The 19,391-nt window shown below is 34.1% G+C and carries 18 protein-coding genes and 1 other RNA gene; 7 read left to right on the forward strand and 12 right to left on the reverse strand.

Annotation, left to right across the window (positions count from 1 at the left end; translation table 11 throughout):
- The first annotated feature begins 165 nt into the window (after positions 1 to 165).
- Positions 166 to 1,476, forward strand: coding sequence for a DUF6056 family protein (locus tag BR77_RS08460; RefSeq protein WP_035064578.1), 1,311 nt, complete (start codon positions 166 to 168; stop codon positions 1,474 to 1,476).
- Between the two features lie 88 nt (positions 1,477 to 1,564).
- Here the strand turns inward: BR77_RS08460 and BR77_RS08465 are convergent, their stop codons facing one another.
- Positions 1,565 to 2,248: a FadR/GntR family transcriptional regulator gene (locus BR77_RS08465; RefSeq protein WP_010054471.1), complete on the reverse strand. Its 684-nt coding sequence runs from the start codon at positions 2,246 to 2,248 to the stop codon at positions 1,565 to 1,567.
- 210 nt (positions 2,249 to 2,458) lie between these two features.
- Between BR77_RS08465 and BR77_RS08470 the strand changes: the two genes are divergently transcribed.
- Positions 2,459 to 3,328: a Cof-type HAD-IIB family hydrolase gene (locus BR77_RS08470; protein ID WP_035064581.1), complete on the forward strand. Its 870-nt coding sequence runs from the start codon at positions 2,459 to 2,461 to the stop codon at positions 3,326 to 3,328.
- 263 nt (positions 3,329 to 3,591) lie between these two features.
- Positions 3,592 to 4,416, forward strand: a complete 825-nt coding sequence (gene pdxK / locus BR77_RS08475; RefSeq protein ID WP_015075512.1) for a pyridoxine/pyridoxal/pyridoxamine kinase — start codon at positions 3,592 to 3,594, stop codon at positions 4,414 to 4,416.
- Positions 4,417 to 4,604: 188 nt separating this feature from the next.
- Here the strand turns inward: pdxK and BR77_RS08480 are convergent, their stop codons facing one another.
- Together BR77_RS08480 and ssrS are read right to left on the reverse strand one after the other, a co-directional pair.
- A complete protein-coding gene (locus tag BR77_RS08480; RefSeq protein WP_035064584.1) occupies positions 4,605 to 5,348 on the reverse strand; it encodes a class I SAM-dependent methyltransferase in 744 nt (247 codons plus the stop codon).
- Between the two features lie 109 nt (positions 5,349 to 5,457).
- Positions 5,458 to 5,648: non-coding RNA, 6S RNA (ssrS, locus tag BR77_RS18695), on the reverse strand.
- Positions 5,649 to 5,795: 147 nt separating this feature from the next.
- On the opposite strand from ssrS, the gene BR77_RS08485 reads away from it, so the two are divergent.
- Positions 5,796 to 6,305 carry an LURP-one-related/scramblase family protein gene (locus BR77_RS08485; RefSeq protein WP_010054464.1) on the forward strand — a complete coding sequence of 170 codons (510 nt, stop codon included), beginning with the start codon at positions 5,796 to 5,798 and terminating at the stop codon, positions 6,303 to 6,305.
- 63 nt (positions 6,306 to 6,368) lie between these two features.
- Here the strand turns inward: BR77_RS08485 and BR77_RS08490 are convergent, their stop codons facing one another.
- Together BR77_RS08490 and BR77_RS08495 are read right to left on the reverse strand one after the other, a co-directional pair.
- The gene (locus BR77_RS08490; protein ID WP_010054463.1) at positions 6,369 to 6,932 is read right to left on the reverse strand and encodes a GNAT family N-acetyltransferase; all 564 of its coding nucleotides are present in this window, start codon (positions 6,930 to 6,932) and stop codon (positions 6,369 to 6,371) included.
- Between the two features lie 20 nt (positions 6,933 to 6,952).
- Positions 6,953 to 7,531 (reverse strand): TetR/AcrR family transcriptional regulator, encoded by a 579-nt coding sequence (locus BR77_RS08495; RefSeq protein ID WP_015075510.1) that lies wholly within the window; start codon positions 7,529 to 7,531, stop codon positions 6,953 to 6,955.
- 288 nt (positions 7,532 to 7,819) lie between these two features.
- Here BR77_RS08495 and BR77_RS08500 point away from each other — a divergent pair, with 288 nt between their 5' ends.
- Entirely contained in the window at positions 7,820 to 9,256 is a 1,437-nt protein-coding gene (locus tag BR77_RS08500; protein ID WP_010054461.1) for an amino acid ABC transporter substrate-binding protein/permease, read from the forward strand.
- Positions 9,249 to 9,980, forward strand: a complete 732-nt coding sequence (locus BR77_RS08505; protein ID WP_010054460.1) for an amino acid ABC transporter ATP-binding protein — start codon at positions 9,249 to 9,251, stop codon at positions 9,978 to 9,980. Before BR77_RS08500 ends, BR77_RS08505 begins: the two co-directional genes overlap by 8 nt.
- Positions 9,981 to 10,394: 414 nt before the next feature.
- On the opposite strand, the gene BR77_RS08510 is transcribed toward BR77_RS08505, so the two are convergent.
- The 7 genes from BR77_RS08510 to BR77_RS08540 all read right to left on the reverse strand — a co-directional run bounded on the left by BR77_RS08510 (position 10,395) and on the right by BR77_RS08540 (position 17,752).
- Complete coding sequence (locus tag BR77_RS08510) at positions 10,395 to 10,793, reverse strand: hypothetical protein (RefSeq protein ID WP_010054459.1); 399 nt, start codon at positions 10,791 to 10,793, stop codon at positions 10,395 to 10,397.
- 145 nt (positions 10,794 to 10,938) lie between these two features.
- Positions 10,939 to 12,711, reverse strand: coding sequence for an excinuclease ABC subunit UvrC (gene uvrC / locus BR77_RS08515; RefSeq protein ID WP_010054458.1), 1,773 nt, complete (start codon positions 12,709 to 12,711; stop codon positions 10,939 to 10,941).
- Between the two features lie 57 nt (positions 12,712 to 12,768).
- Positions 12,769 to 13,737, reverse strand: a complete 969-nt coding sequence (locus BR77_RS08520) for a LacI family DNA-binding transcriptional regulator (RefSeq protein WP_015075509.1) — start codon at positions 13,735 to 13,737, stop codon at positions 12,769 to 12,771.
- Positions 13,738 to 13,853: 116 nt separating this feature from the next.
- Positions 13,854 to 14,258: a cupin domain-containing protein gene (locus tag BR77_RS08525; RefSeq protein ID WP_015075508.1), complete on the reverse strand. Its 405-nt coding sequence runs from the start codon at positions 14,256 to 14,258 to the stop codon at positions 13,854 to 13,856.
- Between the two features lie 135 nt (positions 14,259 to 14,393).
- Positions 14,394 to 15,221, reverse strand: coding sequence for a phosphoenolpyruvate hydrolase family protein (locus tag BR77_RS08530; RefSeq protein ID WP_035064588.1), 828 nt, complete (start codon positions 15,219 to 15,221; stop codon positions 14,394 to 14,396).
- Positions 15,222 to 15,269: 48 nt separating this feature from the next.
- Entirely contained in the window at positions 15,270 to 16,385 is a 1,116-nt protein-coding gene (locus BR77_RS08535) for a Tm-1-like ATP-binding domain-containing protein (RefSeq protein ID WP_307781477.1), read from the reverse strand.
- Between the two features lie 167 nt (positions 16,386 to 16,552).
- Complete coding sequence (locus tag BR77_RS08540) at positions 16,553 to 17,752, reverse strand: phosphoenolpyruvate hydrolase family protein (RefSeq protein WP_015075505.1); 1,200 nt, start codon at positions 17,750 to 17,752, stop codon at positions 16,553 to 16,555.
- A gap of 149 nt (positions 17,753 to 17,901) precedes the next feature.
- Here BR77_RS08540 and BR77_RS08545 point away from each other — a divergent pair, with 149 nt between their 5' ends.
- On the forward strand, positions 17,902 to 19,347 hold the full coding sequence (locus BR77_RS08545; RefSeq protein WP_015075504.1) for a 6-phospho-beta-glucosidase: 1,446 nt from the start codon (positions 17,902 to 17,904) through the stop codon (positions 19,345 to 19,347).
- Positions 19,348 to 19,391 lie beyond the last annotated feature (44 nt).

Consider the following 19,391-nt stretch of genomic DNA (forward strand, 5'->3'; position numbering starts at 1 on the left):
TTTGTATTAAACTTAGATTTTAAGTATTATATAGAAAAAGTCTTTACTCTTCACAATAATTATGCTTAAATGGGGATTAGATTACTTAATTTACTTAGATATTATAATTAATAAAATAAATCATCTAGATAATTAAAAACTTATAAAAGGTAGGAGAAAAATGACATGGACCTAAAAATCAATCACAAGCAAAGAACAATTTTCTTATGGTGCACCTTGATTTTCATCGTATTTCTTTATCAACTTCGATTTAATTTTATCGAAGGTAGTGATGATAGTTGGTTCGCTTTAATCAAGGATAAATATTCATTAGCTGATTATTTAAGCTTAAGATACAATACATGGTCGTCCCGAATTTTTCCGGAAACGATGTTATATTATATATTCCACATCCCAATCAATCTCTGGAGAATGCTAAATACGTCTTTTATATTTTTGTTAGCTACTTCAATTGTTCGAATATTTAAAGGGGAAATAAAGATATACAATGTCGTGGTGGTTATTATTTTGTTTGGTTATTCATCATTTGACGTTATTAATAGCGGCTTTTTTTGGATGACAGGTTCTGTTAATTATTTATGGCCATTAGCATTAGGTGCTTATGTCTTAATTCCTTTTGCTGACAAATTTTTCAGAAAAAAAACAACTGAATTTTCTTTAAAACAATTAGTAAGAGTAATTATTACGTGCATTTTTGCTATTTCTAATGAACAATTAGTTCTCTGTGCTTTTGGAATCATGTTTGTTTATCATATCTACCTATTCACAATTAAAGAAAAGCCATCTATTTACTTGATAATTCTAACCTTGATAGTATTCGCAGGGATACTACTAATGACTTTTGCACCAGGAAATACAGTAAGGTTCGAATCTGAAATAGTCAGATGGTTTCCTGAATTTAATGAGCTTTCCTTTTTAGGACATATGAAAACAGGTATATTTTGGTTATTCGAACAACTTATTACTCATTTTAAATTATTTATCTTACTAATTTCTCTTCTAACAATAAATCTTCTACAATCTGAAAAATTAAAGAAAATATTCTATATATTAGGCACAATTATCTTAAGCTTAACAATAGTAAAACCAACTCTTTTGACTGACTTAAATAGAATAAATTTCGTTCCATTTGATAGTTTTGAAAATTTATTGACAAGAAATTTTATAATAGGAGTATTTCCTTATATTTTTTGGAGCACTGTTCTTATCTATATTATCTTTTGTTCATGCCTTGTGACTAGAAATCCTGTTTTTACATTTTTTTGCTATTTAGCTGGCTTACTTTCCTGTGTATTAATGTTTTTTTCACCAACAATATACGCGTCTGGACCGAGAGTACTCAATGCTCTAGTTTTATTTTTAGTTCTAATCAGTTTTATGTTATTTCAAAAAAATATGGAGGAAAAAAATTCCAACCCTAATTTTTCTTTATTTTTATTAAGCATATTCCCACTTTTTTCATTTTTATTGAACTAACTTTTTTGATAAATTAATTTAGCTTATCATTAAGAATAAAAGGGTGAAGCAAGCTTAGAGACAAAATCCAAGCTTGCTTCACCCTTTTTTATAGATTTAATTCTTCTTTATTGTAACCTAAATGCCGTTGCATCGCTTTTTTTGCAGCTTCACCATCTTTATTTTTAATTGCCTCTACAATTTGTCGATGAGTTTCAATTGTTTCTTCTTTTAAACTGCGATTGGTTAAATTAATAAATAACGATATAGCTGTTTGGATAATTGGAATCAAACTAGGTACGACAACGTTTTTACTCGACTTCGCAATAGCTGAATGCAACTCAATATCTTTAGTTTCATGATTTTCATTTGCATGAATTAAGGTTGCAATCTCATCACAAATTTTTTCCATTTGTTCTACTTCTTCGCTTGTTGCATTTTCAGCGGCTAATTTAGCAATTTCTGGTTCAATCATCACACGGACATCCATTAAGTCGCTACTCAATCTTTTTTTATCACTAATAAAGCTTAGCCCTAATGGATCTTCAGTTATACCAGGTGTTTTAGATACAAACGTGCCTTTACCACGCTGAATTACAACGACATTTCTCGCTGCTAATAATTTTATCGCTTCACGGATGGTACCTCTTCCAACAGTTAATTCTGTTGCCAATTCAAATTCATTTGGTAATTTATCTCCAGTTTTATAACGTTGCTCTTTAATTAAAGACTCTATTTTGTTAGCTACTTGCTGGGCCAAAGATTGACCGGATTGTTGACTACTCTCCAACATTGCTTTTGTCTCCTTTTAACTTAATCTCGCTAAGTAACGTTAATTTTCAATTCTTCTTTCTATTGTACTCAACTCTTTCTTATGAAGCAAGTTGCAAACAATAGAATAAAAATAGATTTTTTCGTTTTCTGATTTATTAAATCTTTTCTTTACCATTTTTCCATATTAATGGTAAACTAAAGAGGATCACAAAATATTGGAGGAAAAATAATGATAGAGCTGATTGCATCAGATATGGACGGAACGTTATTGAACGAGAAGATGGTTATTTCAAAGGCAAATGCTCAGGCAATTGCTGAAGCTGAGCGCCGTGGTATTAAGTTTATGGTTTCAACAGGTCGCGGATACACTGAAGCTCATCCATTGTTAACAGAGGTTGGCATTAATTGCCCAATGATTACATTAAATGGTGCTCAAGTATATGATGGCCAAGGTAAAATTATTGATAATATCGGAATCGAAAAAGATACGGTTAGAACAATTTTACAACTGTTAAAAGAGCACAATATTTATGCTGAAGTAGTCACTTCTAAAGGTATTTATTCTGATAATAAAGTCAAACGGATTGAATCTGTTGCGTCCTTACTTGTCAATTTAAATCCCGAAACCACTTATAAGATGGGCGTTGTTTTAGCAGCAGCGCGTTTGGAGCTAATGAATATCAATTACATTGATGACTATAAAGAATTAGTGAATGACCGCTCGATTGAAGTCCTGAAATTAATTGCTTTTAGTGATGATGGTCAACATACCCTCGCTCCTATTAAAGAAAAACTTGAAACATTAGGTTCTTTAGCGATTACCTCTTCTTTCATTAATAATATTGAAATTAATCACAAAGATGCACAAAAAGGAATTGCTTTAGCAAGAACTGCAAAAAGGCTGGGTATTCCTATGGAAAATGTAATGGCAATTGGTGATAATTTTAATGATGTGTCGATGCTCAAAGTTGCAGGTGTAAGCTTTGCTATGGAAAATGCTGAAGAAGAAGTTAAAAGCCATGCCAAATATCTAACATCTAGCAACAATGAGAACGGTGTTGCTGAGGCTATTATGCGTTGTATCAATGAAGATTTATAAAAACGTAGCTGAACTTACTTGAGTTCAGCTTTTCTTAATTGACAAATAGACTTAATTAACGTAAAACTAAACTAGAAACGCCAAGCTTTTGATAGGCCTAAACGGATCCACAAACTTTTTATCTAGGCCAGTTCTTTTGAACCAGTCCTTTGGAAAAAAGATAAATTCCCAAAAAAGTAAAAGGACACTTTTATTGGAATTCCCTATTTTTCTGCCAGGCCTAAACAGCTCAACAAACTTTTTATTACACAGGAGGAAATTTTATGACATTAATTCCAAAAACATTAACTATTGCTGGTAGCGACTCAAGTGGTGGCGCTGGTATTCAAGCTGATTTGAAAACATTTGGAGAATATAGTACTTACGGTTTAGCTGCACTTACAACTATCGTGACGATGGATCCAGACAATGGTTGGCATCATCAGGTGCATCCAATTGATGTGGCTATTGTTGAGGAACAATTAAAAACAATTCTAGCTGGTGGCGAAATTGCTGCTATGAAAACTGGTATGCTAGGGAGTGTTCCTATTATTGATCTAGTAGCGAAAACAATCAAAGAACAACAACTTAAAAATATCGTTATTGATCCAGTAATGGTTTGCAAGGGCGAAGATGAAGTCTTAAATCCAGATAGCGCTGAGGCTTTACGTGATGAATTAATCCCATTAGCAACGGTTGCAACACCTAATTTATTCGAAGCAGGTGTTTTATCTGGTTTAGGAAAACTAACAACTTTAGAAGATATGAAAGCTGCCGCTAAAAAAATTCATCTCTTAGGTGCTAAAAATGTTGTCATTAAAGGTGGAAAAGCCTTAGCAGGTGATAAAGCCATTGACCTATTTTACGATGGTTCAGAATTTTTAGTCTTGGAAAATCAAAAAATCACTCCTGCTTATAATCATGGAGCTGGATGCACATTTGCAGCAGCAATCACGGCTGGTTTAGCAAACGGACTTACAGTTAGAGATTCTGTCTTAAAGGCTAAAGAATTTGTCTCAGAAGCTATTCGTAGCGGCTTTGCCTTCAATGAATATGTAGGTCCTGTTTTTCATGGCGGTTATCGTTTGACGAAACAAGAAAAAATTTAATCTTTTTAAATGAGCTAGAAGGAGTGTCTATTATGCCTCCCTTCAGCTCATTTTTTACTTAAACATATCTGAACTTCATTAGTTCTATTTCTTCTTTTCCACCTTAACCATCTCATCAAATCGGAGATACCTCTTCCTAAAAAAATCCAAATCAACTTCCCCTTACAAAACACTTTATTTCTAAACACTTATTTTTTCAACTTAAATACAATAAAATCAGCACATCTTAAATCTTCTTCAAAAGAAGGATACTTAGCTAGCATTTCCTCAGATGGTTTTGGTTCAAGTAAACTGTCTAAATTAAAACCAATTTTAAGGAGCGTTGTTAAATAGGTTGTTAAAGTTCTGTGAAAAAAAAGAATATCTGCTTCTTTTCCTAATTTTTGTCGATATTCACCTTCATAAAAATAATTATCAACCCTCCAAAAAAGTTTATCTCCATTTACATCCTTCTCCCAGCCACTATTAGGCGTCACAAAACAAGGGTGTAAAATAGAAAAAACTAACTCACCATTTGGTTTTAGTATACGATACATTTCTTTCAAGGCAGACTCGTATTCTGGTAAATCCTGAATAACCATATTTGAAATAACTAAATCAAAGCTTTCATCTGCTAAAAAATCTAGCTTCTCACAGTTACCTTCAAAATATTTAATTGCTAGATTTGAATTTGTTCGTTCTTCAGCTATTTCAATCATTCTTGTTGAATAATCTACTCCTGTGACTCTGGCTTTCTCTTTAGCTAAAAGGCGGCTTAAATAACCTTCTCCACAGCCTGCATCTAACACTTCTTTATTTTCAATCATTCCAATTAGTGAAAAAATAGCTGGGTTTAATACTATTTCTTTGTGAATGTCCCCATACTCGCCATGCGTTGCTGCATATTCGTTTGCAAAATTATTCCATCTACGTTTAATTTCTTTAGCATCCATTCTCTTCACCCCTTTATCTGATTATATCCTATAAAGATAACGTTTAGTATACATAAAAAAACCGCCTAGTCACGAGGACTAGACGATCTTAAAAATAATTTACTTTTAAAAGAAATCCGATTGTGCCGGTTCAGCATCCCGATGTGTTGCCCCGCTTATAGCAAGGTGGGCTCCGCTGTCAAACATCTCTAACTACCAAGTGAAAAGGCTTGTTATCAGTTTGATTTCAGTTTGGATCCCTAAAAGGTATTACTTGTTCGGTCACCACTGTAAAGGATATATCGTACACATCAGATATCTTACCCATATAATAGCATCCAGCTAAAAAACTAGCAACTGTTTTGCTCAAAAAAAATGGAGACTTTAAATTAATTTAATAAATTACTGCCTATTTAATGAATGAATTTATTTACAATTTGTGCTACTCTATCACTAGAGGTGAAGGACATGATTCATATCTATATGAAGGAACAATATGTCGCTAGAAAAGAACGCATTATTATAAAAGATGAAGCCGGAAAAGATATTTATTTAATCACAGGCAAATGGGGTAATGTTGGAGATGGCTTATATTTGTACAAGATAGACGGCACTTTAGTCGCTGAAGTCAAACAAACAAAACTTTCTTTAATGCCGAAATTTGATATCTATTTAAGCGGTAAAAAAGTTTGTTCTGTTTCAAAGTATCCTGGTATTCACAATCCTTATTTTCGTGTCAGTCGAATTCATTGGATTATTAGTGGTGATTTTGCAAATCATCATTATAAAATTCTCCACTTGACTAAAACTGTCATGACAATGGATAAAGTTTATTTAGCCTCTGGAGATTTTTATGCTCTTTCTATTAAAAGAGAGCAAGATTTACCTCTCTGCGTCTGTCTTGCTGTTATATTAGATCATTGGGTAATCCCACGCGCACCAGCTAAAGATGGACCTCTTAATTTACCTGCCTATTAATGACACAATCATAAAAGTCTTTCCTATTCATAATTTCTGAATAGAAAAGACTTTTTTTATCGTTTAAACTTGTTTTTGCATATGATTGTATTCGTGACCACTGATTGTAACTTCACCAGTCTTTTTAAATCCCATTTTTTCATATAACTTTTGGGCACCAGCATTAGATTGATCACAATTTAAGCCGATAATTTCTTCTCCGTCTTCTTTAGCAAACTCTCCTAATGCATCTAATAGTTCCGTACCTACTCCACGACCACGGAATTTTTCTGCCGTTACAAGTGAATCTAAGTACCATTCACCTGCAAAAGTCTCCTTTTCAATAAAGAGTCTACTATCAGAGTTAAGTCCCTTTGCTTCTAAAATATCAATTAAGGGTTCATCAATCACTGGTTCTTTTTCACCACGATAGCCAAAGACAACCCCAGCAATTTCACCATCACGCATACACACGTGAGCATGGCGGTAACTATAGCGGTATGTTTCAGTTTGAATACCTTCAACTAATAATTCTTCAATTGTTTCTTTTGAATATTCTTTAAATACTTCAAGCTCCATATCTTCTAAAATCACCATAATTAATGGTGCTAATGCTTTTGCATCTTCTTTTCTTGCTTCTCTAATCATTCATTTCACTCTTCCAATCTTTAAATTATCCCTAATGCTCTTTTCGCAAATTGGTAAACTTCTTCTTTTTGATCTTCTACGGCAGTATCATCTGTTTCTGCATACAAATATAATTGCTCTGCTGCATTTTCGATTAAACCAATTAATAAACGGGCTGTCGCTTTAGGATTCATCTTAGCTGTAATGGCTTCCTTAGCTATGCCTTGTTCAAGAAAATCTGTCACATATAGATAGTAAGGTTCATAAATCTTTTCCCATTCATTTAAATGCTCACTGGAAGCTAAACCAGCATAGGTTAACGCAATCACATCTGCATATTTTTCTGTAATACTAAAACTAATTTCAATCAATTGATTTAATTGTTCTGAATAAGGTAAAGTTGGATCCATTCCTTGATGCAACTCCGCAATATTTTTTTCTACTACTACCTCAGCTATAGCTGGCATAATAGCTAATTTTGAAGGGAAATATAAGTAGTACGTTCCTTGGGCAACACCTGCGATTTTAACGATATCTGCAATTTTAGTTTGCTCTAAACCTTTTTCATTAAAAGCTTCTATGGCGGCTGAAATTAATCTATTTTTCTTATCAAGTTTCATTTTGCACCCCTTAATTTGAACTAAACATGTTCTTAACACAAAAACATGACTGACTATCATTCATTTTATCTTATTAAACACTAAATGTCAATCATAAACACACTCGAATAACTCAGTTATTTTTTATTTTGTTTTACGTTTACATAGTTTTAAAAAAAGGATTTTAAATTAGAAAACGTTTTACTTCTAACACATCATGTTAGAAATAGTAACATTAGTGGTATACATATTAGTTGCAAGTTTTTGGCTTTTCCAATAAAATAAAACCTTGAATAGGAGGAGATTTCATTGAACACACGTAAAACATACTTATTTCTATTTTCATTATTATTAACTTTAGGTGTTTTATTAAACTTTACATTAACTACTGATGCTCATGCTGAAACAAAAGAAAAATATATTATTGGTACAGACGTTACTTTTGCTCCCTTTGAATTCCAAGATGCCAATAACAATTTCGTTGGAATTGATATGGATTTACTTAACGCTATTGCTGAAGATCAAGGTTTTGAAGTTGAGATTAAACCCCTAGGCTTCAATGCCGCAGTTCAAGCTCTACAAGCAGATCAGGTTGACGCTGTCATTGCTGGAATGAGCATTACGGATGAACGAAAACAAACATTTGATTTTTCTGATCCTTATTTTGAAAGTGGTGTCGTTATGGCTGTAGCTGATACCAATGATACAATTAAATCTTATGAGGATTTAAAAGGGAAAACAGTTGCAATCAAAACAGGAACTGAAGGAGCTACTTTTGCTAACTCAATCAAAGATAAATACGGTTTTAAAGTTTCAACTTTTGATGACTCTGCTAATATGTACGAAGCTGTTAAAGCTGGAAGTGCTGATGCAGCCTTTGAAGATTATCCAGTAATGGCCTACGCGATTACACAAAATGCGCCACTAAAATTAGTTGGAGAAAAAGAAAAAGGCGGGCAATATGGTTTTGCTGTTAATAAGGGACAAAATCCGGAATTGCTAACTAAATTTAACAATGGTTTAACCAATTTAAAAAATAGTGGAAAATATAAAGAGATTACTGAAAAATATCTAGGTGAAGAAAAAACAGAAAAACAAAGTATTTTTGCTTTAGTTAAAGAAAATTACAAACAACTTTTAAGTGGTCTAGGGACAACTTTATTTGTTACTCTAGTTTCAATAGCAATTGCATCAGTCTTAGGTATTTTATTTGGCCTAATGAGTGTCGCTCCTAGTAAGATTTTAAGAGGAATCTCAATGGTTTATGTCGATATCATGCGTGGTATCCCAATGATGGTTTTAGCTTTCTTCGTATTCTTTACGATTCCACAACTGCTAGGAATTAAAATGGTGGCAACTATTGCTGCAATAATTGTTTTAAGTTTAAATGCTGGAGCTTATATTGCTGAGTTAGTTCGTGGAGGAATTAACGCCGTTGACAAAGGTCAACTTGAAGCCGCTCGTAGTTTAGGTTTACCTTATAGTAAAGCCATGCGTAAAATCATTTTACCGCAAGCGATCAAAATTATGATTCCTTCATTTATTAATCAATTTGTCATTACCTTAAAAGATACAACGATTCTTTCTGTAATTGGGCTAGTTGAATTAACTCAATCTGGTAAAATTGTTGTTGCTAGAACGTACGATTCAAATATGTGGTTTGTGATTGCCTTTATTTACATTGTTGTTATCACTGCCTTAACACGAATCTCTAATAGGATTGAAAGGAGAGTTAACAATGGTTAAATTAAATGTTCAAGAGTTAAAGAAAAGTTATGGTTCATTAGAAGTTTTAAAAGGTTTAAACTTAGAAGTTCAAGAAGGAGAAGTCGTTTGTTTAATCGGACCTTCTGGCTCAGGAAAAAGTACTTTTTTACGTTGTATGAACCATTTAGAAGAAATTAATGGTGGAACAATTATTATTGATGGCTATGATTTAACTGATACGAGCCTAGATATTAATAAAGTACGTGAAAATATCGGAATGGTTTTTCAACATTTTAATTTATTTCCACATTTAACGATTTTAGAAAATATCACGTTAGCACCAATCGAATTAAAAAAATTAACTAAAGAAGAAGCCCGTCAAAAGGCTTTTGACTTATTAGAAACTGTTGGACTAAGAGAAAAAGCCGATGCTTATCCAAGTTCTTTATCAGGTGGGCAAAAACAGCGTGTCGCAATTGCAAGAGCTTTAGCTATGTCTCCTGACATTATGTTGTTTGACGAGCCTACAAGCGCCTTAGATCCTGAGATGGTGGGCGATGTCTTAGCTGTTATGCAACAATTAGCAAAAGAAGGCATGACCATGATTGTTGTGACTCATGAAATGGGCTTTGCAAAAGAAGTTGCAGATCGTGTTGTCTTTATGGATGGTGGCTTAATTGTTGAAGAAGGCAAACCTGAAGAAGTCTTTAATCAACCTAAAAATGAACGCACAAAAAATTTCTTAGATAAAGTTTTAATTTAACAAAAATACGCCCTTAGTACTATTAGGGCGTATTTTTGTATCTAATTGTTCCTTTAGCCCTACCCTTTAATAGAAATAGATTCTAATTTTCAAAAAATAACTATTTTTAGGGAATTTAAAAATAGTTCGCTATATAAATAGTGATTGAAAATAATTAAGTAATTGTGTAAAATAGAGTTGTAGAGCACTAGTCAGCTCTTCCAAAGTAGGCTAAAAAGCTGAGAACTTTTGTTCTCAGCTTTTTTACATAGTTAAGATATGAATTAGAACAGCTTTATTCACACCCTGTTATAATTTGGTTCCTAAAGCTTGCTTCTAGTAAACTTCAGCACGATCCTTCAATCGAAACTGCCGATTGCTGGCTCTTGCCTCCAGTTTATACAAAGCAGAACAGCTTTATTCACACCTTGTTACTTAAAATTGTTCTGCAAGTTCTTTAATTTTCTTTTTAATTTCCATACGTTGTTCTCTTGTTAAGTCGCCACCTAATTGTTTTTTCAATTCAATAATCTCTTCTTTCAAATCGCGCTTTTTATCCTCTATATTCTGCTCTACTTCTTCTGTTGTTTCTTGCTTAGGAACATCTTCTTGATTATTAACTTGGCTTTCTTCATTTTCTTTTTGAGCCGTTTCTGTATTCGCTAAAGCCAGTTCACGCAAGGTTGCCATTAAATCAGCATTTTCTTTTTTCAACTCTTTCAATTCTGTTTTTAATTCCTTGATCTCGTTCTCGTACTCCACTTCTCGATTTTCACTACAGCCACTAAGTAAAAAAACTGGCACTATTATACAAAATACTACTAATTTTTTCATGTGTACACACACTCCCTATATAAAAATAAATAAACTATGTATCTTTATCATAAGCTTCCCCTACCATAAAGACAATAGGTTCTTTTTATTTCTCTTAAATTTTAATCAAAAAACCATCTGCTATACTAAATAGCAAATGGTTCTTCTATAGTCTTATTTTTATCAATAATGCGACATTTTTAGAAACGCCTAGCGCTTGAATATCTTTTAAGTCAGCCTCTTTTAATTTTTTTAATGAACCAAAATGTTTTAATAATTTGGTTCGTGTTTTAGGGCCGACTCCTGGAATTTGATCCAGTAAAGAAGACAAACTATTCTTGCTTCTTACTTGTCTATGAAAGGTAATAGCAAAACGGTGGACTTCATCCTGAATTCTTTGAACTAAATAAAATGCTGGACTTTTTGAATCAATTGGGACAACAGTTAATTCTTCACCAAATAATAAATTAGACGTTCGATGCTTGTCATCCTTAACCATTCCAGCTACAGGGATAGTTAATCCTAGTTCATTCTCTAGGACATTTAAAGCAGCGCGAACCTGTACAATTCCCCCATCCATTAAAATTAAGTCTGGTAATTCTTGTTTTTCTTTTAATAAACGTGTATACCGTCTTCGAATAACTTCTTCAGTTGTTGCGGCTTCATTACTCCCCACCACTGTCTTAATTTTATATTTACGATAATTCTTTTTTGAAGGACGTCCATTTTCGAACACAACCATCGCCGATACAGGACTTGTTCCTTGAATATTAGAATGATCAAAAGCCTCGATCCGTTTTAGCGAAGGCAAACCTAGTGCTTCGCCTAATTCTTCAGCAGCGCCAATCGTTTTACGCTCATCCATTTCAATTAAATTAAAACGCTCATTTAAAGAAATTTGGCTATTTTGTGTGGCTAAATCTAATAAATTTTTCTTTTGTCCTCGAACTGGTACTCGAACGGCAACAGATAGAATATCACTGATTAGCTCTTTTTCAACACCTTCTGGAACTAGAATTTCTTTTGGCAGTAAATGATTTTTTTCATTATAAAATTGTAAGATAAATGTTGCTAAATCTTCTTCACCACTACTCTGAATACAAGGGAATAATGCGGCTTCACGTTTAATTAAAGTCGCTTGGCGAATTAAAAAGACTTGAATGGAAATCCAGCCTTTATCTACATAAAAGCTAAAAATATCTCGAGTTGTGTAGTCCGTTGAAATAATTTTTTGTTTTTCCACAGTTGCTTCAATGTAGCGTAATTGATCACGGTACTCTGCTGCTCGCTCATAAACTTGTTCTTCTGCAGCTTTCAGCATTTTTTCTTTTAATTCAGCTTTTACTTTAGCTGTATCACCATTTAAAAAAGCTTTAATACGTTTAATTTGTGCCTCATAAACTTCAACAGGTACTTCATGATCGCAAGGACCTAAACATTGTCCCATATGATAATAAAGACACGCTCGTCTTTGTCTACCAACACACCGTTTTAATGGATAAACTTTTTCAATAAAATGCATGGTTTCTGTCGCTGCATAAACATTCGGATAAGGTCCAAAATAATGCCCACCATCCTTTTCAACATCAGATGTAATGATAAGGCGTGGGTCTCGGTCTCCAGTTATTTTAATATATGGATAGCTTGACCCTTCTTTTAGTTTAATATTGTACTTAGGATGATGTTTTTGAATTAAGGTAATTTCTAACAATAAGGCTTCCTTATCGGTTGATGTAATAATGGTTTCAAAATCAACGATTTCTTCTACTAATAAAAATGTTTTTCCGTCTTTAGTCCCACGAAAATAAGAAGTCACTCGATTTTTTAAATTTTTGGCTTTCCCAACATAAATAATATCATCGGTTTTATTCTTCATAATATAACAACCAGGAAGTTCTGGTAATAGGGTTAATTTATTGCGTAATTGTTCCTTTGACACAGGATTCCCTCTTTTCATCTTTTTTTCCGAAGAATTCATTCAAAAGAGCTTGTCAATTTAAGTTGTTCCGCGAGTGATTAGTTTAAATGATAAAGGATGTAAAGGCAAATTTTTGTGCTTTAATTGATTATATAACTTAAAAAAGGCATTTTCAGCTTGTAAGTGCATCGGATAATCAATTGTCGTTAAATTAAATAGTTCTGCAATCGAAGAGTTATCAAATCCAACAACTGCAACATCTTTAGGAACTGAAATACCTCGTTCACGTGCCTCTGCTAAAAAACCAACAGCAACATTATCTGTCGGGAAAAGTAGAGCTGTTGGTTTTTCTTTTTCAGCTTCCCACCATCGAGCTAATTCTCGTCCCTCGGTACTTGTATGCAAATTATAGCGACTTTTTTCTGCTTGTAACGCTACCCCTTTTTCTTGACAAAAATCTTGCCAAGCCTTATATCTAGCAACAGTATTTAAGCTTTTTTCAATGCCAAAAAAAGGGACGATTTCACGGTGACCTTTTTCATAGAGATGATCCAAACCTAGTTTAAAGCCTTCATAATGATCCATAAAGACGGATTCTATTTTGGGTGACGTAACTCTTTGCCAAGTTACAATCGGTCCATACTTGCTATATTTTTCAATGACTTCCCATTCATTTGAACGTACAATTTGAAAGATTCCGTCAATTTGTTTTTGTTTTAGTTTTTGAAAAGCTTCAATCTCACTTTCTTGATGATAATCCGTTAATAAAAGTGTGACCTGATAGCCATATTTTTTAGCAATTGTTGCAAAACTACTTAAAAAATGTGAGAGTATATCTGAAAAGTCTGGCGACACGAGGCCAATTGTTTTTGTTTCACCATTTTTCAAGTAAATCGCATTTTGATTTGGTGTATAATCAAGATCATCCACGACTTTTTGAACTTTTTGTCGTGTTTCTTCTTTAACATAGCCTTTGCTATTAATAACTCTTGAAACTGTTGCTCGGGAAACACCTGCCAATTTCGCAATCTCATTAATATTTGACACTACAGTCTCCCCCTTTTTAACCTATACTTATTTTAGCTATTCTTTACTTACTTATTATACCACGAACAAAAAAAGCCTTCACCTACTTAGAAAAGGCAGGTTAAGGCTTTTAGTAATTAATTTTTTTGAGGTGCAGTAATTTGGCAATCCGGATCATTTTTCATGGCTATTTCAGGACCTGAATAGTGATAGATAGCTAGAATTTCTAATGGATCTTTGCCATTATTAATAGTGGAGTGATAAACACCCGCTGGAATTCGAATTAACTCCCCTGCTTCAATTTCTTTTTCTACTTTACCTGTATCTAACTCTAAACTTTGCACTCCTGTTCCTTTTAGAACATAAAGCACTTCTTCGCAGCCCTCATGATTGTGACGTTGATGCCCTTCACCTGGAAATAGATTCACTACCCCCGTTACCATTACCTTGCTACCTGTTACTTGAGGTTCATTTAACCATTGTAATGTTCCCCATGAAAAACCTTGTGTTTCAACATCTTCAGTCTTAACAAAATACTTCATTATCCATTACCTCCATTATTTAAAAACTTGTTGAATCGGTTAGCTCTAGTAGAAAAATAGGGAATGGAAGGAATGACGCTTTTTGTCATTTTTACCATTCACCTTTTTCCGAGGAGTTGGCTCATAAGAGCTAGCCTACTTAATTGCTTTAAATTTCTCAGTTTGCTCACGAATTCCTTTTTCGGCCGCGAAACGTTCGATACTTGATGCTCCAAAAAATCCATCTAAATCTTTGGTTTTATTTAATACATACTGGGCATCTTCCGGTTCAGCAATTGGTCCGCCATGACAAATAACTAAAATTTCAGGATTTACAGCTTTACCAGCAGCGATAATTTTTTCGATTCGCTCCACACAATCATCTAATGTTAAAGCTGTTTTAGCCCCAATGCTCCCTTTAGTAGTTAATCCCATATGTGCTACTAAAATATCAGCACCTGCCTCAGCCATATCCTGTGCTTGCTTTTCATCAAATACATAGGGCGTTGTGAGTAAATTTAATTGATGAGCTTCACGAATCATTTCGACTTCTAGTTCGTATCCCATATTTGTTTCTTCTAAATTCTGGCGAAAGTTACCATCAATTAATCCAACAGTGGGAAAATTTTGCACTCCGTTAAAGCCTTGTGCTTGTAATTGCTGTAAATAAACACTCATTACACGGAATGGGTCCGTTCCACACACACCTGCTAAAACTGGTGTGTGTTCCACAACAGGTAAGACTTCTTGCCCCATTTCCACTACAATCTGATTCGCATCACCATAGGAAAGTAAGCCGGCAAGAGAACCGCGCCCTGCCATCCGATAACGACCAGAATTATAGATAATTAACATATCTGCACCACCAGCTTCACTACTCTTGGCTGTAATTCCTGTGCCTGCACCAACACCGACTAAATACTCACCTTTTTTTCTTTTGTTATAAAAACTATTCATGATTTCGTTTCTTGTTTGCTTGTTCATTTTTCTTCACAACTCCTTTTATTTATTTTCGATTAGGTTTATTAATTGTTATGCTGCATATTGCGCAAAGGTAGAATCGTTAATTGCTTCATCCCGTTGGATAATCTTGACTAGTGGATTTCTTAGATTCTCTTTTAATGATTTAAATAGTTGTTGATCCTCTATTGGACCGTAAAAAGGCTGACCCTCTATATCAATAGCAGAGATACCTTTTAAAGGCAATATAAGTACCGTTTTTCCAGTAGCTAAATTTAATTTCTCAGCTATTTTTTCACCTAATTGCTGATTTTCTGCTTTTGTCGTGCGCATCAATGTAATTGTCGGATTGTGTTGATACAAATTGCGTTGTTTATATTTTTCTGGCACAGTTTCGATAGGTCCAAAATTGACCATATCTAAAGCACCAACTGAAACTACTTGAGGAGTACCTGTTAAAGCTGCTGCTTCTAAACGAGTTGGACCCGCACTTAATACCCCACCAAATAATTCATCTGCCCACTCAGTAATCGACAAATCTAAAACGCCTTCAATAAAGCCATCCTGAACCAACGATTCCATTATTTTCCCACCTGTACCTGTCGTATGGAACACTAAAACTTCATAACCTGATTGTTCTAAAAATTCTCTAGCTACTGTTACTGCTGGAGTCGTTACGCCAAACATACTAGCTGCAATTAAGGGTTTATGCCTTACTTCTTCTTTAAAATTAGTCGTTAACATACCACTAATCGCGTAAACAGCATTTGTAAATAACTTCGTCGAAATTGAATTTAAACCAGCAACATCCACAATTGATGGAATCATAATAATATCACTAGTCCCAACATATGGGGTCACATCTCCTGCTGCCATCGTAGAGACCATAATCTTTGGTACACCAATTGGTAATTTTTGCATCGCTGGCGTCACTAATGAGGTTCCTCCAGAGCCACCAAATGATAAAACACCTTGAAATTTATCTTTCTTGTATAATTCTGGAAGTACTTCTTTTAGACCTTGCACTAATTTTTCAGTCGCAAATGCTCGATCTTTTCTTTCAACTAATTCAGCAATTGTAACCCCTGCAGCTTCTGCTATCACCGCATTATCAATATCTGGTTTAAACTGTGCTTTAAAGACACCTGTATGGACTGTTAGAACTTCCAAACCTTTTTGTTGAAGCAATTTTTTTACGTATAAAATATTCTTCCCCTTTTGTATCTAGTGTTCCAACTAATGCAACAGTTTTTTTCATTATAAACGAGCTCCTTTCCTAATGATTACACTTTAAATTATAAGAGTAACAGCCAAGGAATAAAACGTTTTCAAAACAGTTTAACTAGTGTTTATCTTCACTCCTTTGTTCTAGCATTGCTATATTCAGAAGGTGAAGTTCCCATATACTTTTTAAATATTTTATTAAACTGAGCATAATCCGGATAACCAACTAAGAAGGCAATTTCTTTGAAAGAAAGTCTTTGTGGTTTAGCCATCAGTTCAATCGCTTTATTTATGCGAAATTTAATTAGATATTCAGTAAAACTTGCTCCCGTTTTCTTTTTAAACAATGTACTAAGATAGCTACTTGTCACATGAGCTACTTGTGCTAAATCCTCTAAATAAATACCCTCATGGTAATTTTGTTCTATATATTTTTCTACAAAAACTACATAATCATAATGTTTATCGATACCATCTAACATTTGAGACATCAAACTAGTATCTTGGCTATCTTTTGGGCTTTTAAATTCTTTCGCTTTTTGAATAATTAATTCTTCTGGCGTTATTCGATCAAAAGTGGAACCACCGATATAACCATTTAACCCCGGAATCTGGTTATAAATATAACGAATATCAATTAAACTGCTCACCGGCCCACCATAAATCATAGTAATAACATTTGGGCGTATTTCTCGACTCACTTTCACTATTTCATTAGCAGAGGCAATTACATTGGCTAAGCTTAATACTTTTTTAGCTCCTAGTTTGCCACCTCTTGTTAGTCCACAGTGAAAGCAAATAACATCTGCACCAACTTCTGTCATTTGACGGGCTTGCTCTTGGTTAAAGACAAAAGCAATTGTAAATAACTTCTGATCATGGGCTAACTTAATTGCCTCAACTTCTAATTGATACGAACAGCCGCTTTCTTCCAAAGCCTCACTAAACTGGCCATCTAACAAACCGACAGTTGGATAGTTATTTACTCCGGAAAAACCGTTCGACTTTATCGTACCAATGAAATTAACTAAATCAATCGTGGGATCTGTTGCATTTAAACCAAAAATAATCGGTGTATGCTGCAACAAAGGTAAAATCTCTTTTGTTGCAAAATTTAAAACCTCTTGATTGCTATTTTCAAATGGTAAAAAACCTGCTAATGAACTTCTACCTCGTACCCTAAAACGCCCAGAGTTCAAAGCTAAAATAAAATCTGCTCCACCTTTTTGCACCTGACTAGCGCTCATACCCGATCCAGTTGCAACACCCAGAAGACGGTTGCCAGCTATTAATTCTCGGCGAATTTTCTTGGTTATTTTTTCAACTTCCATCAAACTTTCCCCTCTCTTTTAACACTTCATATTATTTCTAGTGTAGCACTAAAAATAGCCTTTTCCAGTTAAATTTTGACTAAAGCTTGACATGGAATGCATCTCACAAATTATACTTTCAGTATTAAATGAATTGGGGTGCTTTTTTTATGACAACAACGAAATCAATTTTTCCTAAAAACTTCCTTTGGGGAGGAGCAACTGCAGCGAATCAATTAGAGGGTGGCTACTTAGAAGATGGCAGAGGTCTTTCTGTCGCGGATGCGCTACCTGGTGGCAAAGAGCGCTTTAAAATTGTTGCACAACCTGATTTTGACTTTGAAATTGATGAAACTAAATATGTTTATCCAAATCACAACGGTATTGACCATTATCACCGTTACCAAGAGGATATTGCTTTATTTGCTAAAATGGGCTTTAAAGTCTATCGTTTATCAATTGCTTGGTCTCGTATTTTTCCTAAAGGGGATGAAACTACACCTAATGAAGCCGGTTTAGCTTTCTACGATAAAATTTTTGATGAATGTTTGAAATATGGTATTGAGCCTGTTGTAACTATTTCTCATTATGAAATGCCTTTACACTTAGCTAAAGAATATGGTGGTTGGGGCAATCGCAAATTGATTGATTTTTATGAACGCTATGCTCAAGTGGTTTTAGAGCGTTACCATGCAAAGGTTAAATACTGGATGACTTTTAATGAGATTAATAGTGCACTTCACTTTCCAGTTATGAGTCAAGGTTTAACAATGAAATCTGGTGCTGCTGATAAACAAACGATTTACCAAGGGTTGCATCATCAGTTTGTGGCAAGTAGCAAAGCAACTAAAATTGCTCATGAGTTAGATCCTAATTTACAGGTGGGTTGTATGATTATTTATGCGACAACTTATGCGTACGATTCAAATCCAGTCAATCATTTAGAGGCTCTTGAATATAATCAACGCTTCAACTTCTATTGTGCAGATGTTCAAGCTAAAGGGGAATATCCTCATTACGCAAAACGTATTTGGGAAAAAAATAATGTTACTTTAGATATTCAACCTGGCGATTTAGAAATTTTAAAAGCACATCCTGTTGATTACATTGGCTTTAGTTATTATATGTCAACTGTTGTGACGACTGATGCTGACAAATTAGCGCAGTCTTCTGGCAATCTATTGTCTGGTGTTAGCAATCCTTTCTTAGAAGCATCAGAGTGGGGCTGGCAAATTGACCCTCTGGGCTTGCGTTTAGCTTTAAATGAATTATATGGACGTTATCAAAAACCATTATTTATTGTTGAAAATGGTTTAGGTGCATATGATACTCCTGACGAAAATCACTATGTTGCAGATGATTATCGAATTGATTATTTACGCAGTCATATTAGCGCAATGGGCGAAGCAATCGAAGATGGTGTGGATTTAATGGGGTATACTCCTTGGGGCTGTATCGATTTGGTTAGTGCTTCAACTGGTGAGATGTCTAAACGCTATGGTTTTATCTATGTCGATTTAGATGACAATGGCCAAGGAACTGGCAACCGTTATGAGAAAAAATCATTTAACTGGTATAAAAAAGTGATTGATACAAATGGTAGTGATTTAGCTTAAATAAATGCATAAAACGAAAAAAGGCTTTCTTTATGGGAAAGTCC

Source organism: Carnobacterium maltaromaticum DSM 20342 (assembly GCF_000744945.1).
GTDB lineage: Bacteria > Bacillota > Bacilli > Lactobacillales > Carnobacteriaceae > Carnobacterium > Carnobacterium maltaromaticum.

Excerpts from the sequence above, each read along its gene's own strand:
- BR77_RS08460 (WP_035064578.1), top strand. The coding sequence starts at position 166 with ATGGACCTAAAAATCAATCACAAGCAAAGAACAATTTTCTTATGGTGC.
- BR77_RS08545 (WP_015075504.1), top strand. The coding sequence starts at position 17,902 with ATGACAACAACGAAATCAATTTTTCCTAAAAACTTCCTTTGGGGAGGA.
- pdxK (WP_015075512.1), top strand. The coding sequence starts at position 3,592 with ATGACATTAATTCCAAAAACATTAACTATTGCTGGTAGCGACTCAAGT.
- BR77_RS08525 (WP_015075508.1), bottom strand. The coding sequence starts at position 14,258 with ATGAAGTATTTTGTTAAGACTGAAGATGTTGAAACACAAGGTTTTTCA.
- BR77_RS08530 (WP_035064588.1), bottom strand. The coding sequence starts at position 15,221 with ATGAACAAGCAAACAAGAAACGAAATCATGAATAGTTTTTATAACAAA.
- BR77_RS08480 (WP_035064584.1), bottom strand. The coding sequence starts at position 5,348 with ATGGATGCTAAAGAAATTAAACGTAGATGGAATAATTTTGCAAACGAA.
- BR77_RS08540 (WP_015075505.1), bottom strand. The coding sequence starts at position 17,752 with ATGGAAGTTGAAAAAATAACCAAGAAAATTCGCCGAGAATTAATAGCT.
- BR77_RS08495 (WP_015075510.1), bottom strand. The coding sequence starts at position 7,531 with ATGAAACTTGATAAGAAAAATAGATTAATTTCAGCCGCCATAGAAGCT.
- BR77_RS08465 (WP_010054471.1), bottom strand. The coding sequence starts at position 2,248 with ATGTTGGAGAGTAGTCAACAATCCGGTCAATCTTTGGCCCAGCAAGTA.
- BR77_RS08470 (WP_035064581.1), top strand. The coding sequence starts at position 2,459 with ATGATAGAGCTGATTGCATCAGATATGGACGGAACGTTATTGAACGAG.
- BR77_RS08485 (WP_010054464.1), top strand. The coding sequence starts at position 5,796 with ATGATTCATATCTATATGAAGGAACAATATGTCGCTAGAAAAGAACGC.
- BR77_RS08505 (WP_010054460.1), top strand. The coding sequence starts at position 9,249 with ATGGTTAAATTAAATGTTCAAGAGTTAAAGAAAAGTTATGGTTCATTA.
- BR77_RS08510 (WP_010054459.1), bottom strand. The coding sequence starts at position 10,793 with ATGAAAAAATTAGTAGTATTTTGTATAATAGTGCCAGTTTTTTTACTT.
- BR77_RS08490 (WP_010054463.1), bottom strand. The coding sequence starts at position 6,932 with ATGATTAGAGAAGCAAGAAAAGAAGATGCAAAAGCATTAGCACCATTA.